This is a genomic window from Pseudomonas sp. ICBG1301, from assembly GCF_016918385.1.
Lineage (GTDB): Bacteria > Pseudomonadota > Gammaproteobacteria > Pseudomonadales > Pseudomonadaceae > Aquipseudomonas > Aquipseudomonas palleroniana.
In genome coordinates, this window is sequence record NZ_JAEKGB010000010.1 from 1 (window position 1) to 20,522 (window position 20,522).

General features: G+C 59.2%; 20 protein-coding genes. 4 read left to right on the forward strand and 16 right to left on the reverse strand.

Features of this window, described 5'->3' with window-relative positions; genetic code table 11:
• Nucleotides 1-151: 151 nt before the first annotated feature.
• From garD to kdgD, 4 genes are all read right to left on the reverse strand, one after another.
• Nucleotides 152-1,705 (reverse strand): galactarate dehydratase, encoded by a 1,554-nt coding sequence (garD, locus tag JBE38_RS22005; protein ID WP_205345121.1) that lies wholly within the window; start codon nt 1,703-1,705, stop codon nt 152-154.
• 11 nt (nt 1,706-1,716) lie between these two features.
• Nucleotides 1,717-3,081: an MFS transporter gene (locus tag JBE38_RS22010; protein ID WP_205345122.1), complete on the reverse strand. Its 1,365-nt coding sequence runs from the start codon at nt 3,079-3,081 to the stop codon at nt 1,717-1,719.
• A 96-nt stretch (nt 3,082-3,177) separates the two neighbouring features.
• Nucleotides 3,178-4,623 carry an aldehyde dehydrogenase family protein gene (locus JBE38_RS22015; RefSeq protein WP_205345123.1) on the reverse strand — a complete coding sequence of 482 codons (1,446 nt, stop codon included), beginning with the start codon at nt 4,621-4,623 and terminating at the stop codon, nt 3,178-3,180.
• 54 nt (nt 4,624-4,677) lie between these two features.
• Nucleotides 4,678-5,589: a 5-dehydro-4-deoxyglucarate dehydratase gene (gene kdgD / locus JBE38_RS22020; RefSeq protein ID WP_060754922.1), complete on the reverse strand. Its 912-nt coding sequence runs from the start codon at nt 5,587-5,589 to the stop codon at nt 4,678-4,680.
• 232 nt (nt 5,590-5,821) lie between these two features.
• Between kdgD and JBE38_RS22025 the strand changes: the two genes are divergently transcribed.
• Nucleotides 5,822-6,976: a phospholipase gene (locus JBE38_RS22025; protein WP_205345124.1), complete on the forward strand. Its 1,155-nt coding sequence runs from the start codon at nt 5,822-5,824 to the stop codon at nt 6,974-6,976.
• 3 nt (nt 6,977-6,979) lie between these two features.
• Here JBE38_RS22025 and JBE38_RS22030 read toward each other — a convergent pair whose 3' ends face one another.
• From JBE38_RS22030 to rplM, 8 genes are all read right to left on the reverse strand, one after another.
• Nucleotides 6,980-7,729, reverse strand: a complete 750-nt coding sequence (locus JBE38_RS22030) for a FadR/GntR family transcriptional regulator (protein ID WP_060754920.1) — start codon at nt 7,727-7,729, stop codon at nt 6,980-6,982.
• Nucleotides 7,730-7,886: 157 nt separating this feature from the next.
• Complete coding sequence (locus tag JBE38_RS22035; protein ID WP_205345125.1) at nt 7,887-8,306, reverse strand: ClpXP protease specificity-enhancing factor; 420 nt, start codon at nt 8,304-8,306, stop codon at nt 7,887-7,889.
• A 17-nt stretch (nt 8,307-8,323) separates the two neighbouring features.
• Nucleotides 8,324-8,941, reverse strand: coding sequence for a glutathione S-transferase N-terminal domain-containing protein (locus JBE38_RS22040; protein ID WP_060754918.1), 618 nt, complete (start codon nt 8,939-8,941; stop codon nt 8,324-8,326).
• 149 nt (nt 8,942-9,090) lie between these two features.
• Nucleotides 9,091-9,870, reverse strand: coding sequence for a cytochrome c1 (locus JBE38_RS22045; RefSeq protein ID WP_205345126.1), 780 nt, complete (start codon nt 9,868-9,870; stop codon nt 9,091-9,093).
• Nucleotides 9,870-11,081, reverse strand: a complete 1,212-nt coding sequence (locus JBE38_RS22050; protein ID WP_060754916.1) for a cytochrome b — start codon at nt 11,079-11,081, stop codon at nt 9,870-9,872. The genes JBE38_RS22045 and JBE38_RS22050 overlap by 1 nt, the downstream gene beginning before the upstream one ends.
• Nucleotides 11,081-11,677: a ubiquinol-cytochrome c reductase iron-sulfur subunit gene (petA, locus tag JBE38_RS22055; RefSeq protein ID WP_060754915.1), complete on the reverse strand. Its 597-nt coding sequence runs from the start codon at nt 11,675-11,677 to the stop codon at nt 11,081-11,083. The genes JBE38_RS22050 and petA overlap by 1 nt, the downstream gene beginning before the upstream one ends.
• Nucleotides 11,678-11,943: 266 nt before the next feature.
• Nucleotides 11,944-12,336, reverse strand: a complete 393-nt coding sequence (rpsI, locus tag JBE38_RS22060) for a 30S ribosomal protein S9 (protein ID WP_016971570.1) — start codon at nt 12,334-12,336, stop codon at nt 11,944-11,946.
• A 14-nt stretch (nt 12,337-12,350) separates the two neighbouring features.
• The gene (gene rplM / locus JBE38_RS22065) at nt 12,351-12,779 is read right to left on the reverse strand and encodes a 50S ribosomal protein L13 (protein WP_060754914.1); all 429 of its coding nucleotides are present in this window, start codon (nt 12,777-12,779) and stop codon (nt 12,351-12,353) included.
• A 248-nt stretch (nt 12,780-13,027) separates the two neighbouring features.
• Here rplM and JBE38_RS22070 point away from each other — a divergent pair, with 248 nt between their 5' ends.
• Nucleotides 13,028-14,068, forward strand: a complete 1,041-nt coding sequence (locus JBE38_RS22070) for an NADP(H)-dependent aldo-keto reductase (protein ID WP_090366779.1) — start codon at nt 13,028-13,030, stop codon at nt 14,066-14,068.
• A 112-nt stretch (nt 14,069-14,180) separates the two neighbouring features.
• On the opposite strand, the gene JBE38_RS22075 is transcribed toward JBE38_RS22070, so the two are convergent.
• Entirely contained in the window at nt 14,181-15,317 is a 1,137-nt protein-coding gene (locus JBE38_RS22075; RefSeq protein WP_060754912.1) for an acyl-CoA dehydrogenase family protein, read from the reverse strand.
• Between the two features lie 220 nt (nt 15,318-15,537).
• Between JBE38_RS22075 and JBE38_RS22080 the strand changes: the two genes are divergently transcribed.
• Complete coding sequence (locus tag JBE38_RS22080) at nt 15,538-16,458, forward strand: GlxA family transcriptional regulator (protein WP_174554048.1); 921 nt, start codon at nt 15,538-15,540, stop codon at nt 16,456-16,458.
• A 132-nt stretch (nt 16,459-16,590) separates the two neighbouring features.
• On the opposite strand, the gene zapE is transcribed toward JBE38_RS22080, so the two are convergent.
• The 3 genes from zapE to JBE38_RS22095 all read right to left on the reverse strand — a co-directional run bounded on the left by zapE (nt 16,591) and on the right by JBE38_RS22095 (nt 19,774).
• Complete coding sequence (gene zapE, locus JBE38_RS22085; protein WP_060754910.1) at nt 16,591-17,685, reverse strand: cell division protein ZapE; 1,095 nt, start codon at nt 17,683-17,685, stop codon at nt 16,591-16,593.
• 79 nt (nt 17,686-17,764) lie between these two features.
• Nucleotides 17,765-19,120 (reverse strand): tryptophan--tRNA ligase, encoded by a 1,356-nt coding sequence (locus JBE38_RS22090; protein ID WP_205345127.1) that lies wholly within the window; start codon nt 19,118-19,120, stop codon nt 17,765-17,767.
• Nucleotides 19,121-19,144: 24 nt separating this feature from the next.
• Nucleotides 19,145-19,774, reverse strand: coding sequence for an alpha/beta hydrolase (locus JBE38_RS22095; RefSeq protein WP_060754908.1), 630 nt, complete (start codon nt 19,772-19,774; stop codon nt 19,145-19,147).
• Between the two features lie 146 nt (nt 19,775-19,920).
• On the opposite strand from JBE38_RS22095, the gene JBE38_RS22100 reads away from it, so the two are divergent.
• Complete coding sequence (locus tag JBE38_RS22100; RefSeq protein ID WP_060754907.1) at nt 19,921-20,358, forward strand: YhcB family protein; 438 nt, start codon at nt 19,921-19,923, stop codon at nt 20,356-20,358.
• Nucleotides 20,359-20,522 lie beyond the last annotated feature (164 nt).

Here is a 20,522-nt window from a genome sequence, read left to right on the forward strand (position 1 = left end):
GATTCGTTGGTTCATAGGGGACTCTTGGTTCCAGGGCATGATCAGTTACCTCCTGATCATGCGTATTAGCCTGTAAACCATGTCCCCGGTTAGAAATGTAAACGATGTCCCCGGTTTGTACCGGGGCAAGCCCGCTCACTACAAGGCAAGCTCAGGTGATAGGCGCAGGATTGAACAGGGTGATGTCGTTATGCAGCTTATGCCGTTCGGCCCACGTCTGCTTCTTGCCGCTGGCCACGTCCAGGTAGAAGTGAAACAACTCCCAGCCCAATTCCTCGATACTCGCGCGCCCTGTGGCAATGCGCCCGGCGTCGATATCGATGAGATCCGGCCAGCGCTGCGCCAACTCCGTGCGCGTCGACACTTTCACCACGGGCGCCATCGCCAGCCCATACGGCGTGCCACGCCCGGTGGTGAACACATGCAGGTTCATTCCCGCCGCCAGTTGCAAGGTGCCACACACAAAATCACTGGCCGGCGTGGCGCAAAAAATCAGGCCCTTGCCCTTGAATCGCTCGCCGGGGCCAAGCACGCCGTTGATCGCACTGCTGCCGGATTTGACGATAGACCCCAAAGACTTCTCGACAATGTTCGACAACCCGCCCTTCTTATTGCCTGGCGTGGTATTGGCGCTGCGATCCGCCTCGCCCTTGGCCAGGTAACGGTCGTACCAGTCCATTTCCCTGACCAGCTCCCGAGCAACGTCCTCGCTCTGTGCGCGAGAAGTCAGCAGGTAGATGGCGTCTCGGACTTCAGTCACTTCGGAAAACATCACCGTCGCCCCGGCCCGCAACAGTAAGTCCGAGGCGTACCCCAGCGCCGGGTTGGCGGTGATGCCGGAAAACGCATCACTGCCCCCGCATTGCATCCCCAGGATCAGCTCAGAGGCCGGCACGGTTTCACGACGACGCTGGTCGAGCTTCTTCAAGCGGGTTTCGGCCAGCGCCATGATCTGCTCGATCATTTCAGTGAAGCCGTGGCTGGCGTCCTGCAGGCGGTACAACCACGGCTCGCTCAGGTCGACGGAACTGTCGTGCTCATGCATCACTTGCCCAGCCTGCAATTTCTCGCAACCCAGGCTGATCACCAGCGCTTCGCCCCCCAGGTTGGGGTTGCGTGCCAGGTTGCGCACCGTGCGGATCGGGATATAGGCATCCGTCGCGGTGATCGCCACGCCGCAGCCGTAGCTGTGGGTGAGCGCCACCACATCGTCAACGTGCGGATACTTGGGCAGCAATTCGTCCTTGATGCGCTTGACCGCATGATCCAGCACGCCCGTGACGCACTGCACCGTGGTGGTGATACCGAGGATATTGCGCGTCCCCACGGTACCGTCGGCGTTGCGATAGCCCTCGAACGTAAAGCCCTCCAACGGCGCCTGGGTTTGCGGGACCTCGGTGGACAGCGGCAAGCTGTCCAGCGGTGGCGCGGTGGGCATGCGCAGTTGATCTTCCTGCACCCAACTGCCACGTGGAATCGGCGCCAAGGCATACCCGATGGTCTGGCCATAACGAATGATCCGACCGCCTTCGGGAATATCTTCCAGGGTCACCTTGTGGCTCTGGGGAATAAACTCCACCGTCACCAGGCCGTCCGGAAACTCGGTCCCGGCCGGTACCCCCTGATCGTTGACCACGATCACCACGTTGTCGCGCTCGTGCAAACGAATCGAGCGCGGCGAATCGGCATGTTCAATCAATTGCATCAGACGGCCCCTCAGGAATGCGCTTCGGACAGATGGGTCAGCTCAGGCCCCTTGCTTGGAGGCTCTTTGAGTACTACACGCTTGATCGGGCCAACGATGACCAGGTAGCTGAACACCGCCACCAGCGCGTTGGCGCCGACAAACACCAGGGCCCACTTGAACGAGCCGGTGGTGCTGATGATGTAACCGATGACGATCGGCGTGGTGATCGACGCGAGGTTACCGAAGGTATTGAACAAGCCGCCACTGAGGCCGGCGATCTGTTTCGGCGAGGTGTCGGACACCACCGCCCAACCCAGTGCGCCAACGCCCTTGCCGAAGAACGCCAGGGCCATGAAGCCCACCACCATCCATTCGATATCCACGTAATTGCAGGCCACGATACTGCTGGAAATCAGCAGGCCACCAATGATCGGCGCCTTGCGCGCAAAGGTCAGCGAATGGCCCCTGCGCAGCAGGTAATCGGAAATCACCCCACCGAGCACGCCGCCGATGAACCCGCAGATCGCCGGCAACGACGCAATGAAGCCGGCCTTGAGGATGGTCATGCCACGGTCCTGCACCAGGTACACCGGGAACCAGGTGAGGAAGAAGTACGTGATGCCGTTTATGCAATATTGGCCCAGGTACACGCCGAGCATCATGCGGTTGGTCAGTAACTGGCGGATGTAATTCCACTTCGGACCGTCGGTTTTCTTGCCTTTGTCTTTATCCTGATCCATATCGACCATCGCACCATTGGCCGCGATGTGATTGAACTCGGCTTCGTTGATCATCGGGTGCTGGCGCGGGCTGTGGATCACTTTGAGCCAGATCAGCGAAAACAGAATGCCGATCACGCCCATCACGATAAACACGTGCTGCCAGCCGAAGGTGAAGACGATCCAGCCCATCAGCGGCGCAAACAGCACGGTGGCGAAGTACTGCGCCGAGTTGAAGATGGCCGACGCCGTACCGCGCTCCGCCGTAGGAAACCACGCTGCGACAATACGCGCATTTCCGGGAAACGACGGTGCTTCAGCCAGGCCCACCAGAAAGCGCAGCATGAACAACGCGACCACTGCGGTGGAAACCCCGAACTCACCGACATAGCCTTGCAGCACGGTGAACAAAGACCAGGTGAAGATGCTCAAGGCATAGATTTTTTTCGAGCCGAACCGGTCCAGCAGCCAGCCACCGGGAATTTGCCCAGCCACGTAGGCCCAACCGAATGCGGAGAAGATGTAACCGAGGGTGACCGCGTCGATACCGAGGTCTTTTTGCAGGCTGGAGCCTGCGATGGCGATAGTGGCCCGGTCGGCATAGTTGATCGTAGTCACCAGAAACAGCATGAGCAGGATCAAATAGCGGACGTGGGTCGGCTTGGTCGCTTGCATGAAGAAGTACTCCCACTAATTATTTTTTTTGCGGGTAATCATTTCTGTGTTGAAGGTAGGAGCCGGCAGGCAACCGGCTCCTACGACGGGCGCGTCCTACGACCCGATGTAGCTGGTTTTCACCACGGTGTAGAACTCTTGCGCATAACGACCTTGCTCACGCGAACCATAGGACGAGCCCTTTCGGCCACCGAACGGCACGTGGTAATCCACACCCGCGGTCGGCAGGTTGACCATGACCATCCCGGCCTGGGAGTGGCGCTTGAAGTGATTGGCGTATTTCAGCGACGTGGTGGCAATACCGGCCGACAGACCGAACTCGGTGTCATTGGCCATCGCCAATGCCGCCTCGTAGTCCGCCACGCGGACCACGTTGGCCACCGGACCGAAGATCTCCTCACGACTGATACGCATGGCGGCTTCGCTGTCGGCAAACAACGTCGGCGCCAGGTAGTAGCCTTCGGTGTCACAGGTCACCAGGCCGCCGCCACTGACCAGCCGAGCGCCTTCGCTTTGGCCGATGTCGATGTATTTCAGATCCTGGTCCAACTGGGCCTGGGACACGACCGGGCCAATATCGGTGCCGCTTTTCAGCGCGTGACCGACAGTGATAGAGCGCATGCGCTCGGCCATGGCCGCGACGAACCGGTCGTGGATGCCGGCCGTGACAATCAAACGACTGGATGCGGTGCAACGCTGGCCGGTGGAGTAGAAAGCACTTTGTACCGACAGCTCGACAGCCTGCTTGAGGTCGGCATCATCGAGGATGATCTGCGGGTTCTTGCCGCCCATTTCCAACTGCACTTTGGCCTGGCGCGACACACAGCTCACGGCGATCTGACGACCCACGCCCACCGAGCCGGTGAAGCTGATGCCATCGACTTTCGGGCTGTTGACCAACACATCGCCGACCACACGACCGCTGCCCATCACCAGGTTGAACACGCCGGCCGGGAAACCGGCGCGAGAAATGATTTCCGCCAGGGCCCAGGCACAGCCCGGCACCAGCTCGGCGGGCTTGATCACCACGCAGTTACCGTAGGCCAGTGCCGGGGCGATTTTCCAGGCGGGGATGGCAATCGGGAAGTTCCACGGCGTGATCAAGCCGACCACCCCCAGCGCTTCGCGGGTCACTTCAACGTGGACGCCTGGGCGCACCGAGGGCACATAGTCGCCGGACAGGCGCAGGCATTCACCGGCGAAAAACTTGAAGATATTACCTGCACGCGTCACTTCGCCAATGGCTTCGGGCAGGGTCTTGCCCTCTTCCCGGGCCAGCAGGGTGCCGAGCTCTTCACGGCGGGCGAGGATTTCGCTGCCGACTTTATCCAGCGCATCGTGACGCGCCTGGATACCGGACGTCGACCAGGCCGGGAACGCGGCACGGGCGGCATCGATAGCGGCGTTGACCTGGGCGACGTCAGCCTTGGCGTATTCGCCGATGACATCGGACAACTCCGACGGGTTGAGATTGACGCAGTAGTCGGTACCGGCCACCCACTCGCCGTTGATGTAGTTTTCAAAACGCTTGGCTTGGGACACAAATCTTCTCCTGACGCAAAAGGCCGCTGATTGCTCAGCGGCCTTGTTGATAAGTTACTGCGGACCTTGCTGGTCGATCAGTGCCGCCAGGGCTTCGTATTCTTCCGGCAGCAAGTCGGTCAGCGGGGTACGGACCGGGCCTGCGTCATAGCCGGCGATCTTGGCGCCGGCCTTGACGATGCTCACGGCATAACCCGCCTTGCGGTTACGGATGTCGAGGTAAGGCAGGAAGAAGTTGTCGATGATTTTGGCGACCGTGGCGTGATCGTCCTTGGCAATCGCGTGGTAGAAGTCCATCGCGGTTTTCGGGATGAAGTTGAACACCGCCGAGGAGTACACCGGAACGCCCAGGGCCTTGTAGGCAGCGGCGTAAACCTCTGCAGTCGGCAGGCCGCCAAGGTAGCTGAAACGGTCACCCAGACGACGGCGGATCGACACCATCAACTCGATGTCACCCAAGCCGTCCTTGTAGCCGATCAGGTTCGGGCAACGTTCGGCCAAGCGCTCCAGCAATGGCGCAGTCAGGCGGCAGACGTTGCGGTTGTAGACCACTACGCCGATCTTGACCGATTTACACACCGCCTCAACGTGGGCGGCAACCCCGTCCTGGCTGGCTTCGGTGAGGTAGTGCGGCAGCAGCAACAAGCCTTTGGCGCCGAGGCGTTCGGCTTCCTGGGCGTACTCGATCGCCTGGCGGGTCGAACCGCCCACACCGGCGAGGATTGGCACGCTGCTGGCGCAGGTATCAACAGCGGTTTTCACCACTTGGGAATATTCGCTGGCGGCCAGGGAGAAAAACTCACCGGTACCGCCGGCGGCGAACAACGCCGTCGCACCGTAGGGGGCCAGCCATTCGAGGCGCTTGATGTAGCCCGCCTGGTGGAAGTCACCCTGGGCATTGAAATCGGTCACCGGAAAAGACAGCAGACCGTGGGAAAGGATGGACTTCAGTTCTTGTGGATTCATTATTCGAACACCCTGGGCAAAGACTTCATGTGAAAGGTATTGTTGGTTTTCGCGATGTCGTACGTCATCGTACAACTATAAATGAATTCGTCAACCGCAATTCATCAGGCTGCAGTGCGCGGGGTGTCTGGCCGCGCCTTCTTGACGTAGGAAAATTTTCCCCTATCCTCAAATTAAATGTATATACATACAGTTATCAAGGAAGATTCCTACGACATAGCAAGGAGCTAACATGTCAGATCTTGAACTCGCAGCACCCGAAAAAAGCCCGCCGACATTGCGCTTCGAAGGGGGTGAACACACCGCCATCGGCGACGACACCCTGTTGCGCTTCGTCAAAGGCGCTCCGGCAATTCCTGCCCACCAGGTCGAGTTACACATGCCCAACGGCCTCGCACTGACGTATGGCCAAGTGATCGCCCTGGGCGGCGACTTCTATGGCATCCCCGGCCAACCCATCAGCGATGGCGCGTCCCCTGCCGACCGTGTGCAACGCTTCACGGCAGCGTTTAACTCGCTGGCCGTGCTGCCGGCCTCACGGGAAGAAGCCAAAAAAATTCTCGCGGTGATGCAAAAGGAGATCAACGCGGTCAACCAGGCCATCAAGGACGGCAAGCAACCCCATGAAGCCTATGACGCTCTGGGTGATACGTTGTCTGAAGAATGGAACCGAATCACCGGCGGCGGCAGTGCGGTTTCGGCGCTGATCCCGCTGGGACGCTACCTGAAACTGGCGGCGGACAATGCCGATCACTTCGGCGAATGGGCGCTTTCGGCCTATCTGGCGGGGCACACGGCGGCACTTCAACAAGCCGTCGTCGCCCATCAGACCGGTACCGACCAGGCATTGGAGCTGGCGTATGCCATGAACAGTTTCGCCGATCACTTTTTGACCGACCTGTTCTCCGCCGGCCATTTGCGTGTACCGCGCAAACAATTGGCGGCCGTGGTGACGCCGGGCGATCTGGGTTCGCTGATCAGTCGTTTCATGCACGACGAAGACAGCAAATTCGGACTCAACGTACGCAATGCCATGGGTGATCAGTGGCACGCCTATGGGGACAAACGCTACTTCGATGCGATTGACGCGGCCAATCGCGTACAGGTCAAACGTGCGGTACAGGCTTCAGCGGATGAGATCTTCGACACTTTTATCAGCGGGGTCGCGCCCTCTCCGGCCAACTTCAAGGCACCGCTGTATGTGCCGGACCTGAATGCCGCGCAGAACCCGGCGAATAACTTCTCGCCGCTGTTCAAGATGGAGGGAGACAAGGTGCTGCGCCGAAAGGACGTGAATGACCTGAACGACAAGCACTGGACGAATGATTGGTGGGGGTGGAGCACCTACCTGTTGCTCAAGGACTATAAGCCCAACCAACCCGCCTGACCCTTAACCGCGCTGCGCCTGCGCCTCTTCATGGGCATGGCGCAGCCGTTCCCGGCTGTTGGTCAGATGCAGCCGCATGGCCGCCCGCGCCGCATCCGAATCCTGCCGCGCAATCGCTTCATAGATTTCTTCGTGCTCACGACTCAAGCGGCTCATGTAGTGCTGCTGGTCATCATGGGCCAGGCGCGCCGAATTCAACCGCGTGCGCGGAATGATGCTGGTGCCCAGGTGGGTCATGATGTCGGTGAAGTAACGGTTGCCGGTAGACAGCGCAATTTCCAGGTGGAATGCAAAGTCGGACGCCACCGCATCACCGGCATGAGCCGCGCTTTCATTCAAGGCGTCGAGGGCGGCGCGCATGGCTGCCAACTGCTCATCACTGCGACGTAGCGCCGCCAGGCCGGCAGACTCCACCTCCAGGCTGATGCGCAGCTCCAGGATCGCCAGCACATCACGCAAGGTCACAACCGTGGCCGGGTCAATCCGAAAGCCGCTGGGGCTTGGCGTGTCCAATACGAAAGTGCCGATACCGTGACGGGTTTCCACCTGCCCTGCGGCCTGCAATCGCGAGATCGCTTCGCGCACGACCGTGCGACTGACCCCGTGGGCGTCCATGATCGCCGACTCGGTGGGCAATTTATCACCGCGCTTGAGCTGGCCATCGCGGATCTGCTCGGACAACACCGTGACCAGTTCCTGGGCAAGGCTGCGGCGCTTGCGGGGAAGACGAGGGGCGGTGTGGGCGTTATCCATGATGAATCATCTTTTTCGGCGAACTTGAGCACGCATCATAGCCCATGGCGGTTGTACGATCACCGTCCTGTCGCGACTTTCATCTTTATCATCCGCGCAAAAAAATGCCCCGACCCAGGTCGAGGCATTTTCCAGGCAGACCTCAAGGGTCAACCCATTACTTCACCACTTTCAGACTCGGCCGGCCGCTAGGGCGCGGTGGCTCGGTATCCGGTGGTGGCACATCATCGCCATCTTCGCCTTCGATCGATTCGTCATCTGCGAGAGACGACTCCAGATCAAACACCATGCCTTGGCCATTTTCCCGGGCGTAAATCCCGAGGATGGCACCAATAGGCACGTACAGCGTATGTGGCACGCCGCCGAAACGCCCTTCGAAGCTGACTGCCTCGTTGTCCATGTGCAGGTGGCGCACGGCGCTGGGTGATACGTTCAGGACGATCTGCCCGTCACTGGCAAAACCCAGCGGTACCTGAACCGCAGGAAATTCGGAATTGACCAGCATGTGCGGGGTGCAATCGTTGTCCACAATCCACTCATAGAGCGCGCGGACCAGGTAGGGTCGACTGGAGTTCATCAGCGGCTCCTTAAGCCTTAGCGCATATCGCGTTCGGCACCAGACAGACTCGCCTGGAAAGCCTCACGCGCAAACTGGCGCTCCATGTAATCAAGCAACGGCTTGGCCGGCCGCGGCAGTTCGATACCGAGAATCGGCAAGCGCCAGAGTATCGGTAATAGGCAGCAATCCACCAAGCTTTGTTCCTCACTGAGGAAAAAAGGTTTATCGGCGAACAACGGAGAAACACCGGTCAGGCTCTCGCGCAATTCCTTACGCGCCTGCACCCGAGCGGCTTCTTTGGTACGCGAATCCAGAATCAGATCCACCAACCCGCACCAGTCACGCTGGATCCGATGGATCAGCAGGCGGCTGTTGGCACGCGCCACCGGGTACACCGGCAGCAAAGGGGGATGCGGGTAACGCTCATCCAGGTATTCCATCACCACAGTCGACTCCCACAACGCCAAGTCACGATCGACCAGAGTGGGCAAGCTGCCGTAGGGGTTCACTTCGATCAGCTTCGGCGGCTGACGGCCCGCCTCCACACTGATGATCTCTGCGCTGACACCCTTCTCGGCGAGCACGATACGTACTCGGTGGGAATAGTGGTCGGCGGGGTCGGAGTAACAGGCCAACCGATTGGTCACGCCCATGGCGGTCCTCCTCGCTTGTTGAAATTATCGAAAGCTCAAAAACGAGCGCGCCCAGTGAGCATCTCCGTAACGTCCGGTTCAACCAGACTGCTACATGTTCAGAGATGCCGCTGGGCGCGCAAGATTAACAGCAATTGCTTACGGTTGGATCAATGCACATCCTTCCAGTATTCGCGCTTGAGCAGATAAGCGAATACAAAGAAGAAAGCCAGGTACAGCAATACATAGGTGCCGATACGTTGGTGCTGCAGTTTGACCGGGTTGGCCGAGTAGGCCAGGAAGGTCACCAGGTTCTTGACCTTCTCGTCGAACTGCTCTTCATTCAGCGTACCGGTCTTGGGCACGATGGTCAGTTGATCGCACGCTTCGTGGGTCAACGGCGTACCGGTCAACGGATCATATTGCTTCTTGCCGTCTTCAACGACCTGAACCTGCTTGCATCCTACCACTTGCCGGCCCTGCAGGCTTACCAGAACGTTAGGCATGCCGACGTTCGGGAACACCTTGTTGTTCACCCCCCAAGGGCGCGCCGGATCTTCGTAGAAAGATCTCAGATAGCCATACAGCCAGTCAGTCCCACGCACGCGGGCCACCAGGGTCAGATCGGGCGGTGCCGCACCGAACCAGGCCTTGGCGTCCGTCGGCTGCATCCCGATGTTCATATGGTCGCCAATCTTGGCGCCAGTGAATACCAGCTTGTCGAGCATCACTTCGTGAGGAATGCCCAGGTCGTCGGCGACGCGCTCGTACCGCTGGAACTTGGCGCTGTGGCAACCCATGCAGTAGTTGGCGAACGTGCGTGCGCCGTCTTGCATGGCAGCCTTATCGGACACGTCGATATCGACTTTTTCCAGCTCAGGACCATGTTCGGCCGCGAAGGACAGGAGCGGCAGCGCCGCAAGCATCAAAGCAACGAATAACTTTTTCATCAGCCAGTCACCCTTTCCGGAACCGGTTTGGTCTTCTCGAGCCGGGTGTAGAACGGCATCAGAATGAAGTAGGCGAAGTACAGGAAGGTGCAGATCTGCGACAGCAGCGTACGCTCGGGGGTTGGCGCCAATACGCCGAGTACGCCCAGAATCACGAACGCGATGCAGAATATCCACAGCCAGATTTTGCTCAGCCAGCCTTTGTAGCGCATGGACTTGACCGGGCTTCGGTCCAGCCAGGGCAGCACGAATAGCAGGGCGATCGAAGCCCCCATCGCCATGACACCCATCAGTTTGTCGGGGATCGCCCGCAAGATGGCGTAGAACGGCGTGAAGTACCAGACCGGGGCAATATGCTCAGGCGTCTTGAAGGCGTTGGCCTGTTCGAAGTTGGGTTTCTCCAGGAAATAACCACCCATCTCCGGGAAAAAGAACACGATCGAGCAGAAGATAAACAGGAAGACGACCACACCGACAATATCTTTGACCGTGTAGTACGGATGGAATGGAATGCCGTCCAGCGGTACGCCATTTTCGTCTTTGTGCTTCTTGATATCCACGCCATCGGGGTTGTTGGAGCCCACTTCGTGCAGCGCCAGGATGTGCAGTACTACCAGGCCGAGAATCACAATCGGCAGGGCTACGACGTGCAGAGCAAAGAAGCGGTTCAGGGTGATGCCGGAGATCAGGTAGTCACCACGAATCCACTGGGTCAGGTCGTTACCGATCACCGGGATCGCGCCGAACAACGAGATGATCACCTGGGCTCCCCAGTACGACATCTGGCCCCAAGGCAGCAAGTAACCCATGAAGGCTTCGGCCATCAGCGCCAGATAGATCAGCATGCCGAAGACCCAGACCAGTTCGCGGGGTTTCTGGTACGAACCGTAGAGCAGGCCACGGAACATGTGCAGGTAGACAACGATGAAGAACGCCGATGCGCCGGTGGAGTGCAGCAGGCGCAGGATCGAGCCGTACTCGACGTCGCGCATGATGTACTCGACGGAGGCGAACGCCTCCTCCGCCGACGGGGTGTAGCTCATCGTCAGCCAGACGCCGGTGACGATCTGGTTGACCAGCACCAGCAGCGCCAGGGAACCGAAGAAGTAGAAGAAGTTGAAGTTTTTTGGTGCGTAATATTTGCTGAGATGGTCTTCCCACATTTTAGTCGCGGGGAAGCGTGCATCCACCCAATCCATGAACTTGCTCATCAGGCTTTCTCCCCTTGGTCGACACCAATGACAATGACACTGTCAGTCTCGTAGTGATGGGGCGGAACCGGCAGGTTCAAGGGTGCGGGTTGTGCCTTGTAGACGCGACCGGCCAGGTCGTAGTGAGAGCCGTGGCAAGGGCAGAAGTAGCCACCTACCCAGTCTTTGCCAAGGTCGGCGGGAGCAACTTCAGGACGGAAAGTAGGCGAGCAGCCCAGGTGGGTGCAGATACCGATCAGCAGCAGGATTTCTGGCTTGATCGAACGGATTTCCTTATCGACGTAAGCGGGTTGGTCGGAATTCTTCGAGTCGGGGTCAGACAGTTGACCTTCGATTTTCTTCAGATTCCCCAGGATTTCCTCGGTACGACGAACGATGAATACTGGCTGACCGCGCCACTCAGCAATCATTTGCTGGCCTGGGTCGATCTTGCTGACATTCACCTTCACCGGTGCACCTGCGGCTTTCGCCTTGGCACTGGGAAACCATGACCCCACGAACGGGACCGCAGCCCCCACCGCTCCTGCAGCACCCACCACGGATGTGGCTGCTACCAAGAAGCGACGCCGGCCTGCATTCACGCCGTCATTGCTCATTCAGTCCTCTCCCATCAGCTTTTTGGCCTGTTAAATCAGGCGTCTACTAAGTGTTGAATCTTTACTTATAAAAATTTTGACGGATGGTAATGAAAAGCCCCACGTATGACAAGGGAATTGCCCGGGGCTCCCTCTCCAAGCCTTGTAGTATAGGGGGTCTACGGATGTGGCAAGTTGTCACGGTAAAATTTCTGCATAAATCGCAGGCAATAAAAAACGCCCAGCTCCGTGAGGAGACTGGGCGTTTTTGTGGAACGTAAAGCGAATTAACGCTTCGAGTACTGCGGACGCTTACGCGCTTTACGCAGACCGACTTTCTTACGTTCAACTTCACGGGCATCGCGAGTAACGAAGCCAGCTTTGCGCAGAGCGCTACGCAGGGTTTCGTCGTAGCTCATCAGAGCGCGAGTGATGCCGTGGCGGATTGCGCCAGCTTGACCACTTACACCGCCACCGATAACGGTGACGTAGATGTCGAACTTTTCAACGGTCTCGGTCAGTTCCAGCGGCTGACGAACTACCATGCGGGCAGTTTCGCGACCGAAGAAGTTGTCCAGGGAGCGGTTGTTGATCGAGATGTTACCAGTGCCCGGACGCAGGAAAACGCGTGCGGTTGCGGTTTTGCGACGGCCAGTGCCGTAATTTTGAGTCGCCGACATAATGAACTATTCCGTTAAAACTTCAGTTCTTGGGGCTGCTGAGCAGCATGAGGGTGAGCTGCGCCCGCATAGACTTTCAGCTTGCGAAACATATCGCGACCCAGTGGGCCCTTCGGCAGCATGCCTTTGACCGCGATTTCGATCGGGGCTTCAGGCTTCTTGGAAATCAGGCCTTCGAAGTTGGAAGACTTGATACCGCCTGGGAAACCGGAGTGACGGTAGTACATTTTGTCGCTTGCTTTGTTGCCGGTTACACGAACCTGCTCAGCGTTGATGATCACGATGTAGTCACCGGTATCAACGTGCGGGGTGTACTCAGGCTTGTGTTTGCCACGCAGACGGCTGGCGACTTCAGTGGCCAGACGACCCAGGGTCTGACCAGCGGCGTCGACGACAAACCAGTCGCGCTGAACTGTTTCCGGTTTTGCAGTAAAAGTTGTCATTCTTTAATAGCCTCAGGGGCCGCCTGTAAATTAGACGGCGGATCTTACTGAATAGTGCGTACTTTGACAAGGTCAAAGGCAGCCGGATACAGACGCTATCGGGGGCTCGGGTCGGCGCGTCCGTTCAACGGCAAGATTCTTCGGCAGGCGGCGCATCACTTCCACTGCAGAAAGAGGTGGGCAATTATGCAGATTGCGAAAAAAAATTCAACCTGCTTTTATGATTGTTTTCCCTGAAGGAGTACCCGATGGATTATCGACAGCTGGGCCGTACGGATCTGAACGTGAGCGCGATAGCCTTGGGCACCATGACCTGGGGCGAGCAGAACAGCGAGGCAGAGGCCTTTGCGCAGATCGAACGAGCCAAGGCCGCGGGGATCAACTTCCTCGATACGGCCGAGATGTACCCGGTGCCACCCAAGGCCGACACCTACGCCACCACCGAGCGTTACATCGGCAACTACTTCAAGAGTCGCGGCGACCGGGCGGACTGGATCCTGGCCAGCAAGATCGCCGGCCCCGGCAACACCATCGACTACATCCGCGACGGCCACCTGCGCCACAACCGCAAGCACATCGCCCTGGCGCTGGATGCCAGCCTCAAGCGCCTGCAGACCGACTGGATCGACCTCTACCAGTTGCACTGGCCGGAACGCAGCACCAATTTCTTCGGCCAACTGAGCTACAAGCACAAGGACGAAGACGACCTCACCCCCCTTGAGGAAACCCTCGAGGCACTGGATGAACAGGTGAAGGCCGGCAAGATCCGCCACATCGGCCTGTCCAACGAAACCCCGTGGGGCACCATGAAGTTCCTGGCCCTGGCCGAAGCGCGCGGCTGGAGCCGTGCGGTGTCGATCCAGAACCCCTACAACCTGCTCAACCGCAGCTTCGAAGTGGGCTTGGCCGAAGTCGCCATTCGCGAACAGTGCGGCCTGCTGGCCTACTCGCCCCTGGCCTTCGGCATGCTCAGCGGCAAGTACGAAGGCGGGGCACGCCCGGCAAAGGCACGCCTGACCGAGTACAGCCGTTTCAGCCGCTACTTCAACCCGCAGTCGGAGGCGGCATGCAGCCGTTATGTGGCGCTGGCGCGCGAGCATGGCCTGGACCCGGCGCAGATGGCGCTGGCGTTCGTGACACAGCAGCCGTTCGTGACCAGCAACATCATCGGGGCTACGTCGCTGGAGCAACTGGACAGCAACATCGCCAGTGCTGACCTGAAGCTGTCCAAAGAGGTGTTGGAAGGGATAGAGGCGATTCAGAAGGATCATCCGAATCCTGCGCCTTGATTGACCTTTAGACTGCTATCGGGAGCAAGCCCCCTCCCACATTTTGATCTATGAATACATTCAAATGTGGGAGGGGGCTTGCTCCCGATGAGGCCCTCAACGACGCCCCCCCTCAAAGCGCCCGCGCAATGATTTCCTTCATGATCTCGTTGGTCCCCGCATAGATCCGCTGCACTCGCGCATCCGCCCAGGCCCGTGCAATCGGGTATTCCCACATGAAACCGTAACCGCCATGTAGCTGCACGCATTCGTCGAGCACCTTGCATTGCAGGTCGGTCGCCCAGTACTTGGCCATCGCCGCCGTAGGCACATCAAGCTTGCCCTCCAGATGCAACGCCATGCACTTGTCGACGAATACACGACCGATCTGAATCTCGGTCGCCATCTCTGCCAGTTTGAAGCGGGTGTTCTGGAAATCTGCAATGGCCTTGCCGAAGGCCTTGCGCTCACGGGTGTACTCCAAGGTCCATTCCAACGCAGCCTCGGCGGACGCCAGGGCGCCAATCGCCACGGTCAATCGCTCCTGGGGCAGCTCCTGCATCAAGTAAGCGAACCCCATGCCCGCCTGGCCCAGCAGGTTTTCCCTGGGCACGCGCACGTCCTGGAAAAACAGCTCCGACGTATCCTGGGCCTTCATGCCCACCTTCTCCAAACGCTTGCCCTTGTCAAAGCCAGGCGTATCGGCCTCCACCAGAAACAGGCTGGTGCCCTTGGCGCCGGCCTTGGGGTCGGTCTTGGCTACGACGATCACCAGCTCGGCCAGGAAGCCGTTGGTGATAAAGGTCTTGGAGCCATTGATCACGTACTCATCGCCGTCCAGAACCGCTGTGGTCTTGACCCCCTGCAGGTCGGAACCGGCACCCGGCTCGGTCATCGCAATGGCCGTGACCATCTCGCCCGAGATCAATTGGGGCAGGTATTTGTGCTTCAGCGCCTCGCTGCCGTAATGCAGGATGTAGGGCGCGACGATGTCCGAATGCAGAGAGAAACCGATGCCAGTCAACCCCAGGCGACTGATCTCCTCGATCACCACCGCACTGTAGAGAAAGTCCGCGCCCAGCCCGCCATACGTCTCCGGCAGATGGGAACACAGCATCCCCGCCTCCCCGGCCTTGCGCCACAAGCTGCGGTCGATATAGCCCTGCTTCTCCCATTGACTGTGGAATGGCGCCGCCTCTTTTTCGAGGAAGGTGCGCACGCTCTCGCGAAAGAGTTCGTGCTCGGGACTGAACAAGGTTCTGGGAATCATGGGTCACCTGCAAGAATTGTCGGACAAGGACGAGACCCCAGAGACTATGCCCCGATGGCGTCACGGGACACTGGACACATGCGACAAAAAATAAGACGATCCAGCCGTCTGGTGACCACTTTCCCCTATAAGAATAAATGAAATTATGTCTAACCAAATCTCCACGCCCTTGCGGCGCGTCAGCATTTTGGCCATTGATCGGGTATTTGCTTCAACCCTCATGCAAGCCAAGGATTTCTTCCACCTTGCCAGCCTGCGCTATGGCAAACAGCAGGGCCTGGGCCTGACCCCAGCGTTCGAAACGCGCCTGGTCAGCCCTGATGGGCAACCGGTGCGCAGCTTCAGCGACGTGATCATGCCGGTGGATGGCGGCCTGGAAAACGCCGACATCATTGTGCTGCCGGCTTTCTGGGATGATTTCGACGCCCTGTGCACTCGCTATCCGCAAGTGCTGCCTTGGCTACGCGAGCAACATGCCCGCGGCGCCGTACTCTGCGGCGAAGCCACAGGGGTGTTCTGGCTCGCTGAGGCCGGCCTGCTCGATGGCAAGGAGGCGACCACCTACTGGCGTTTCTTCAACGCTTTCAGCGAGCGCTTCCCCAAGGTCCAACTCAATCAGGACAAACACCTCACCGACGCCGACAACCTGTATTGCGCCGGTGGCACCACCTCGGCGTGCGACCTTTACATCTACCTGATCGAACGCTTCTGCGGCGCCAACATCGCCCAGGCCGTGGCCCGCGATATCCTCTACGAAGTGCAGCGCAGCTACGCGCCGGGGCGCATCGGTTTTGGTGGGCAGAAGCTGCATCAGGACGTGATCATCCTGCAGATCCAGCATTGGCTCGAAGAGCACTTCGCCGACAAGTTCCGCTTTGAAGACGTCGCAAGGGAGCACGGCATGAGCATTCGCAACTTCATGCGCCGCTTCCAGACCGCCACCGGTGACAAGCCGCTGCATTACCTGCAACGCCTGCGAATCGAGACGGCCAAAGGCCTGCTCTCGGGCAGCCGCAAGAGCATCAAGACCATCAGTTACGAGGTGGGTTACGACGATGCGAGTTTCTTTGCGCGGTTGTTCAGGCAGCACACGGAGCTGTCGCCGAACCAATATCGCCAGCAGTTCCAGCAAGCGGCCTGAATCAGGGATACGCACAAGGCAAATGTGGGAGGGGGCTTGCTCCCGATAGCTGGGTGCCAGTCACTGTACAGGTTGACTGATACACCGCTATCGGGAGCAAGCCCCCTCCCACAGTTTGTGTGTATAGCGTTCTTAAGGTTTGTGTCCGCGCGACAGGAATTCGTGGGACTGCATTTCGAGTAGGCGGCTCAAGGTACGCTGGAATTCGAAGTTCAAGCGGCCACCGGTATACAGGTCCTTGAGCTCGACCTCAGCCGAGATGATCAGCTTGACGTTACGGTCGTAGAACTCGTCGACCATGTTGATAAAGCGCCGCGCGATGTCGTCGGTGGTGACGCTCATCTGCTCCACGCCACTCAAGATCACCGCATGGAAAATCTTGCCCAGCTCGATGTAGTCGTTCTGGCTGCGCGGGCCATCGCAGAGTGCGCGGAAGTCGAACCAGGCCACGTCATCGCAGGTGCGCAGCGCGATGATTTCGCGGTTCTCGATCATCAGCTTGTCGTTTTCCACCGCCTGGGTGCATTCCGGCGTCAGCGCACGGAAGCTCTTTTTCAGGCTCTCGTGGGCCGCTTCGTTCAGCGGGAAGTGGTACAGCTCAGCTTGCTCAAGGTGACGCAGGCGGTAGTCGACGCCACTGTCAACGTTGACGATCTCGGTGTTCTGCTTGATCAGCGCGATGGCCGGCAGGAAGCGCGCACGTTGCAGGCCGTCCTTGTACAGGCCGTCGGGCACGATGTTCGAAGTGGCGACCAGGGTCACGCCGTTCTTGAACAACTCTTCCATCAGGGTGCCGAGGATCATGGCGTCGGTGATGTCGGAGACGAAGAACTCATCGAAACAGATCACCCGCGCTTCTTCGGAGAAGCGCTTGGCGATGATGGTCAGCGGGTTCTTCTCGCCCGGCAGGGTCTTCATCTCTTCGTGCACGCGCTTCATGAAGCGGTGGAAGTGGGTACGGACCTTTTCCTTGAACGGCAGCGCTTCGAAGAAGGTGTCGACCAGGTAGGTCTTGCCCCGGCCGACGCCGCCCCAGAAGTACAGGCCCTTGACCGGCGTGCGGTCTTTTTTGCCAAACAGCTTGCTGAGCATCCCTGGCTTGCTTTGCGAGGCCGCGAGCAGGTCGTCGTACAGGCGCTGCAAATGACGCACCGCGGTTTCCTGGGCTGCGTCATGGAAGAATTCAGGGCGCTTCAGATCAGCTTGATATCGTTCTAGGGGCGTCATAATTTCGTTAGCAAGGCAACAAAAACGGGCCGTCACTGTAGCGACGGCCCCGGATAATGGCAATCAACCCTTGGTCGGGTTAATCCTCGAGGGGGGTCAGCGCGACGCGCAAGGCCGCGATGGCCGCATCGCGCGACTGTTCGTCGGCGAACTCGGCGCTGTCGGCCACCGCCACGCCGTCCAGCCAGACGCTGAAACCCAGGGCTTCGGTGCGCACGTCCAGGGCGTCGGCACTTTGCAGTTGCTTGGTCACCGCGCCAGCGGCTTTACCGTCGGCAAAGTTGCGCGACAGCAGCAGTTGCTCGCCATCGGCGGCCAGCAGGCGGAAGCGGAAGCTACCATCATCTTCACGGAAGCTCACGAAGCGCGCGGCTTTCGCAGCTTTCTTCTTGGCCGCCACCGGCGCTGCCGCTTGATTTACGAACGAACGCAGGCCCACCGCTTCACGCAACTCAGCCAGGAATGGCGCCGCCACGGCACGGGCTTTCTTGGCGCCGATCAGCAGCAGGTCTTCCATGTCGGACGGGCGCGACATCAATTGATGGTAACGCTCACGGGCTTCGCCCAGCTGGCCATCCAGCAGTTGGAACAGACGGTTCTTCGCCTCGCCCCAACCCAGGCCCTGCAACAGTTCGGCACGGAACTCCTGCTCCTGGGCCGGCGTAGCAAACGCCTGGTACAGGGTGAACAGATGCGAGTTGTCCGGGTCTTTGGCTTCGCCGGGGGCACGGGAATCGGTGACGATGCGCGAGATCGCATCCTTCATGTCCTTAGCGCTGGTGAACAACGGGATGGTGTTGTCGTAGCTCTTGGACATCTTGCGGCCATCCAGGCCCGGCAAGGTGGCGACGCTCTCTTCGATCAGCGCCTCGGGCATGGTGAAGAACTCTTTGCCGTTGCCGAACAGGTGGTTGAAGCGCTGGCCGATATCGCGGGCCATTTCAACGTGCTGGATCTGGTCGCGGCCGACCGGCACCTTGTGCGCGTTGAACATCAGGATGTCCGCCGCCATCAGTACCGGGTAGCTATACAGGCCCATGCTGATGCCCGCATCCGGGTCTTCGCCGGCTTCCACGTTCTTGTCCACCGAGGCCTTGTAGGCGTGGGCACGGTTGAGCAGGCCCTTGGCGGCGACGCAGGTGAGCAGCCAGGTCAGCTCGGGGATTTCAGGGATATCGGACTGGCGGTAGAACGTTACCCGGTTCACATCCAGGCCGCCGGCCAGCCAGGTCGCGGCGATTTCCATACGCGAGCGCTGGATGCGTTGCGGGTCATCGCATTTGATCAGGGCGTGGTAGTCGGCCAGGAAGTAGAAGGAATCGGCATTGGCGTCCTGGCTGGCGAGGATCGCCGGACGGATCGCGCCGGCGTAGTTGCCCAGGTGCGGCGTGCCGGTGGTGGTGATGCCGGTGAGGATACGGGTACGAGTCGTCATGGGTAATCGCTTATCAGACTGCTATCAATTCGAGAGGCGCGGCAGCACCAGATCCTTGAGATCGGTCAGCTTGCCATGAAAAAAGTGTCCGCATTCTGCCACTTTCAGCAGCTCATGGGGGCGTTTGAGGGCAGCGGACCAGTCATAGACGACCTGCGGGTCGACCACTTCGTCGGTTTCCGGCTGGATCAGGGTCAGCGGACAGCCCAGCGGCAGCAGGTCGGTATCGCGCAGGCGCATCACCGCAGCCGCCACCATGAACAAGTGCGCCAGCTTTTCGCCCTTGGCTTCCAGGCGCCCACCGAGGCTCGCGGCCACATAGCCGCCGAAGGAAAAACCGAGCAGTGTGATCGGCAAGTCCGGGTGCTTTTCCCGCAGCCAGGCAGCGGCCGCTTCGGCATCATCCACTTCACCGGTGCTCATGTCGTGGGTGCCCGCACTGGCACCGACACCCCGGTAATTGAAACGCAAAGTAATCAAACCGGCATCGCGGGCTGTGCGTTGCAGGGTCGACACGACTTTATTGAGCATGGTCCCACCCTGCACCGGGTTGGGATGACAGATCAGCGCCAGGCCACGTGGCTCGGGGTGATCCAGGTACAAGGCTTCCAATTGACCCGCCGGGCCATCGATCAAAACGGGGGTTTCACGCATGAGCAAGGATGAACTCCGTGACCTCTCAAAGGGTCGACTCGTCTAGCTAAAAGTCTGTGCATGGCATCATTGCGAGCTTAATCGCGGTATACAGCGCAGGTCCGAGCCGTTAACGTAAAGCAAAGCCGTTTATAGAGGAAGGACTCGTGGAACACTCGCTCTTAGTTTGGTTGTTGCCGACTCTCGCCCTGGTTGCCGGTGTCGCCATTGGATTCCTGGTTGCTCGCCTGCTGCCGAATGCCGCGCCTAACCGCACGCAGCGTCAGTTGGATGACATTCAGGAACGTTTTGACAGTTATCAGAACGAGGTTGTTACCCACTTCAACAGCACCGCGACCCTGGTCAAGAAGCTCACCCAGAGCTACCAGGAAGTACAGGATCACCTCGCCGATGGCGCCAACCGCCTGGCCCTCGACGACATCACCCGTCAGCGTCTGCTGGCCGCGCTGCATTCCGATGCGCCGCAAGCCCCACGCGAGCGCCTGACCCCGCCACGGGAAAACCAGGAGCCGCCACGGGACTACGCGCCAAAATCGCCGAACGCTCCCGGCATGCTGGATGAGCATTACGGCTTGAAGAAATAAGTCATTTTTCAAGCACACAAAAAGCCCGGCTGATCGCTGATCAGCCGGGCTTTTTATTGGGTGCTCACTCTCAAGCACACCAGAGATCCACTGTGGGAGGGGGCTTGCCCCCGATAGAGGTCTATCAGTTACAGATGCTGTGACTGACCCACAGCCATCGGGGG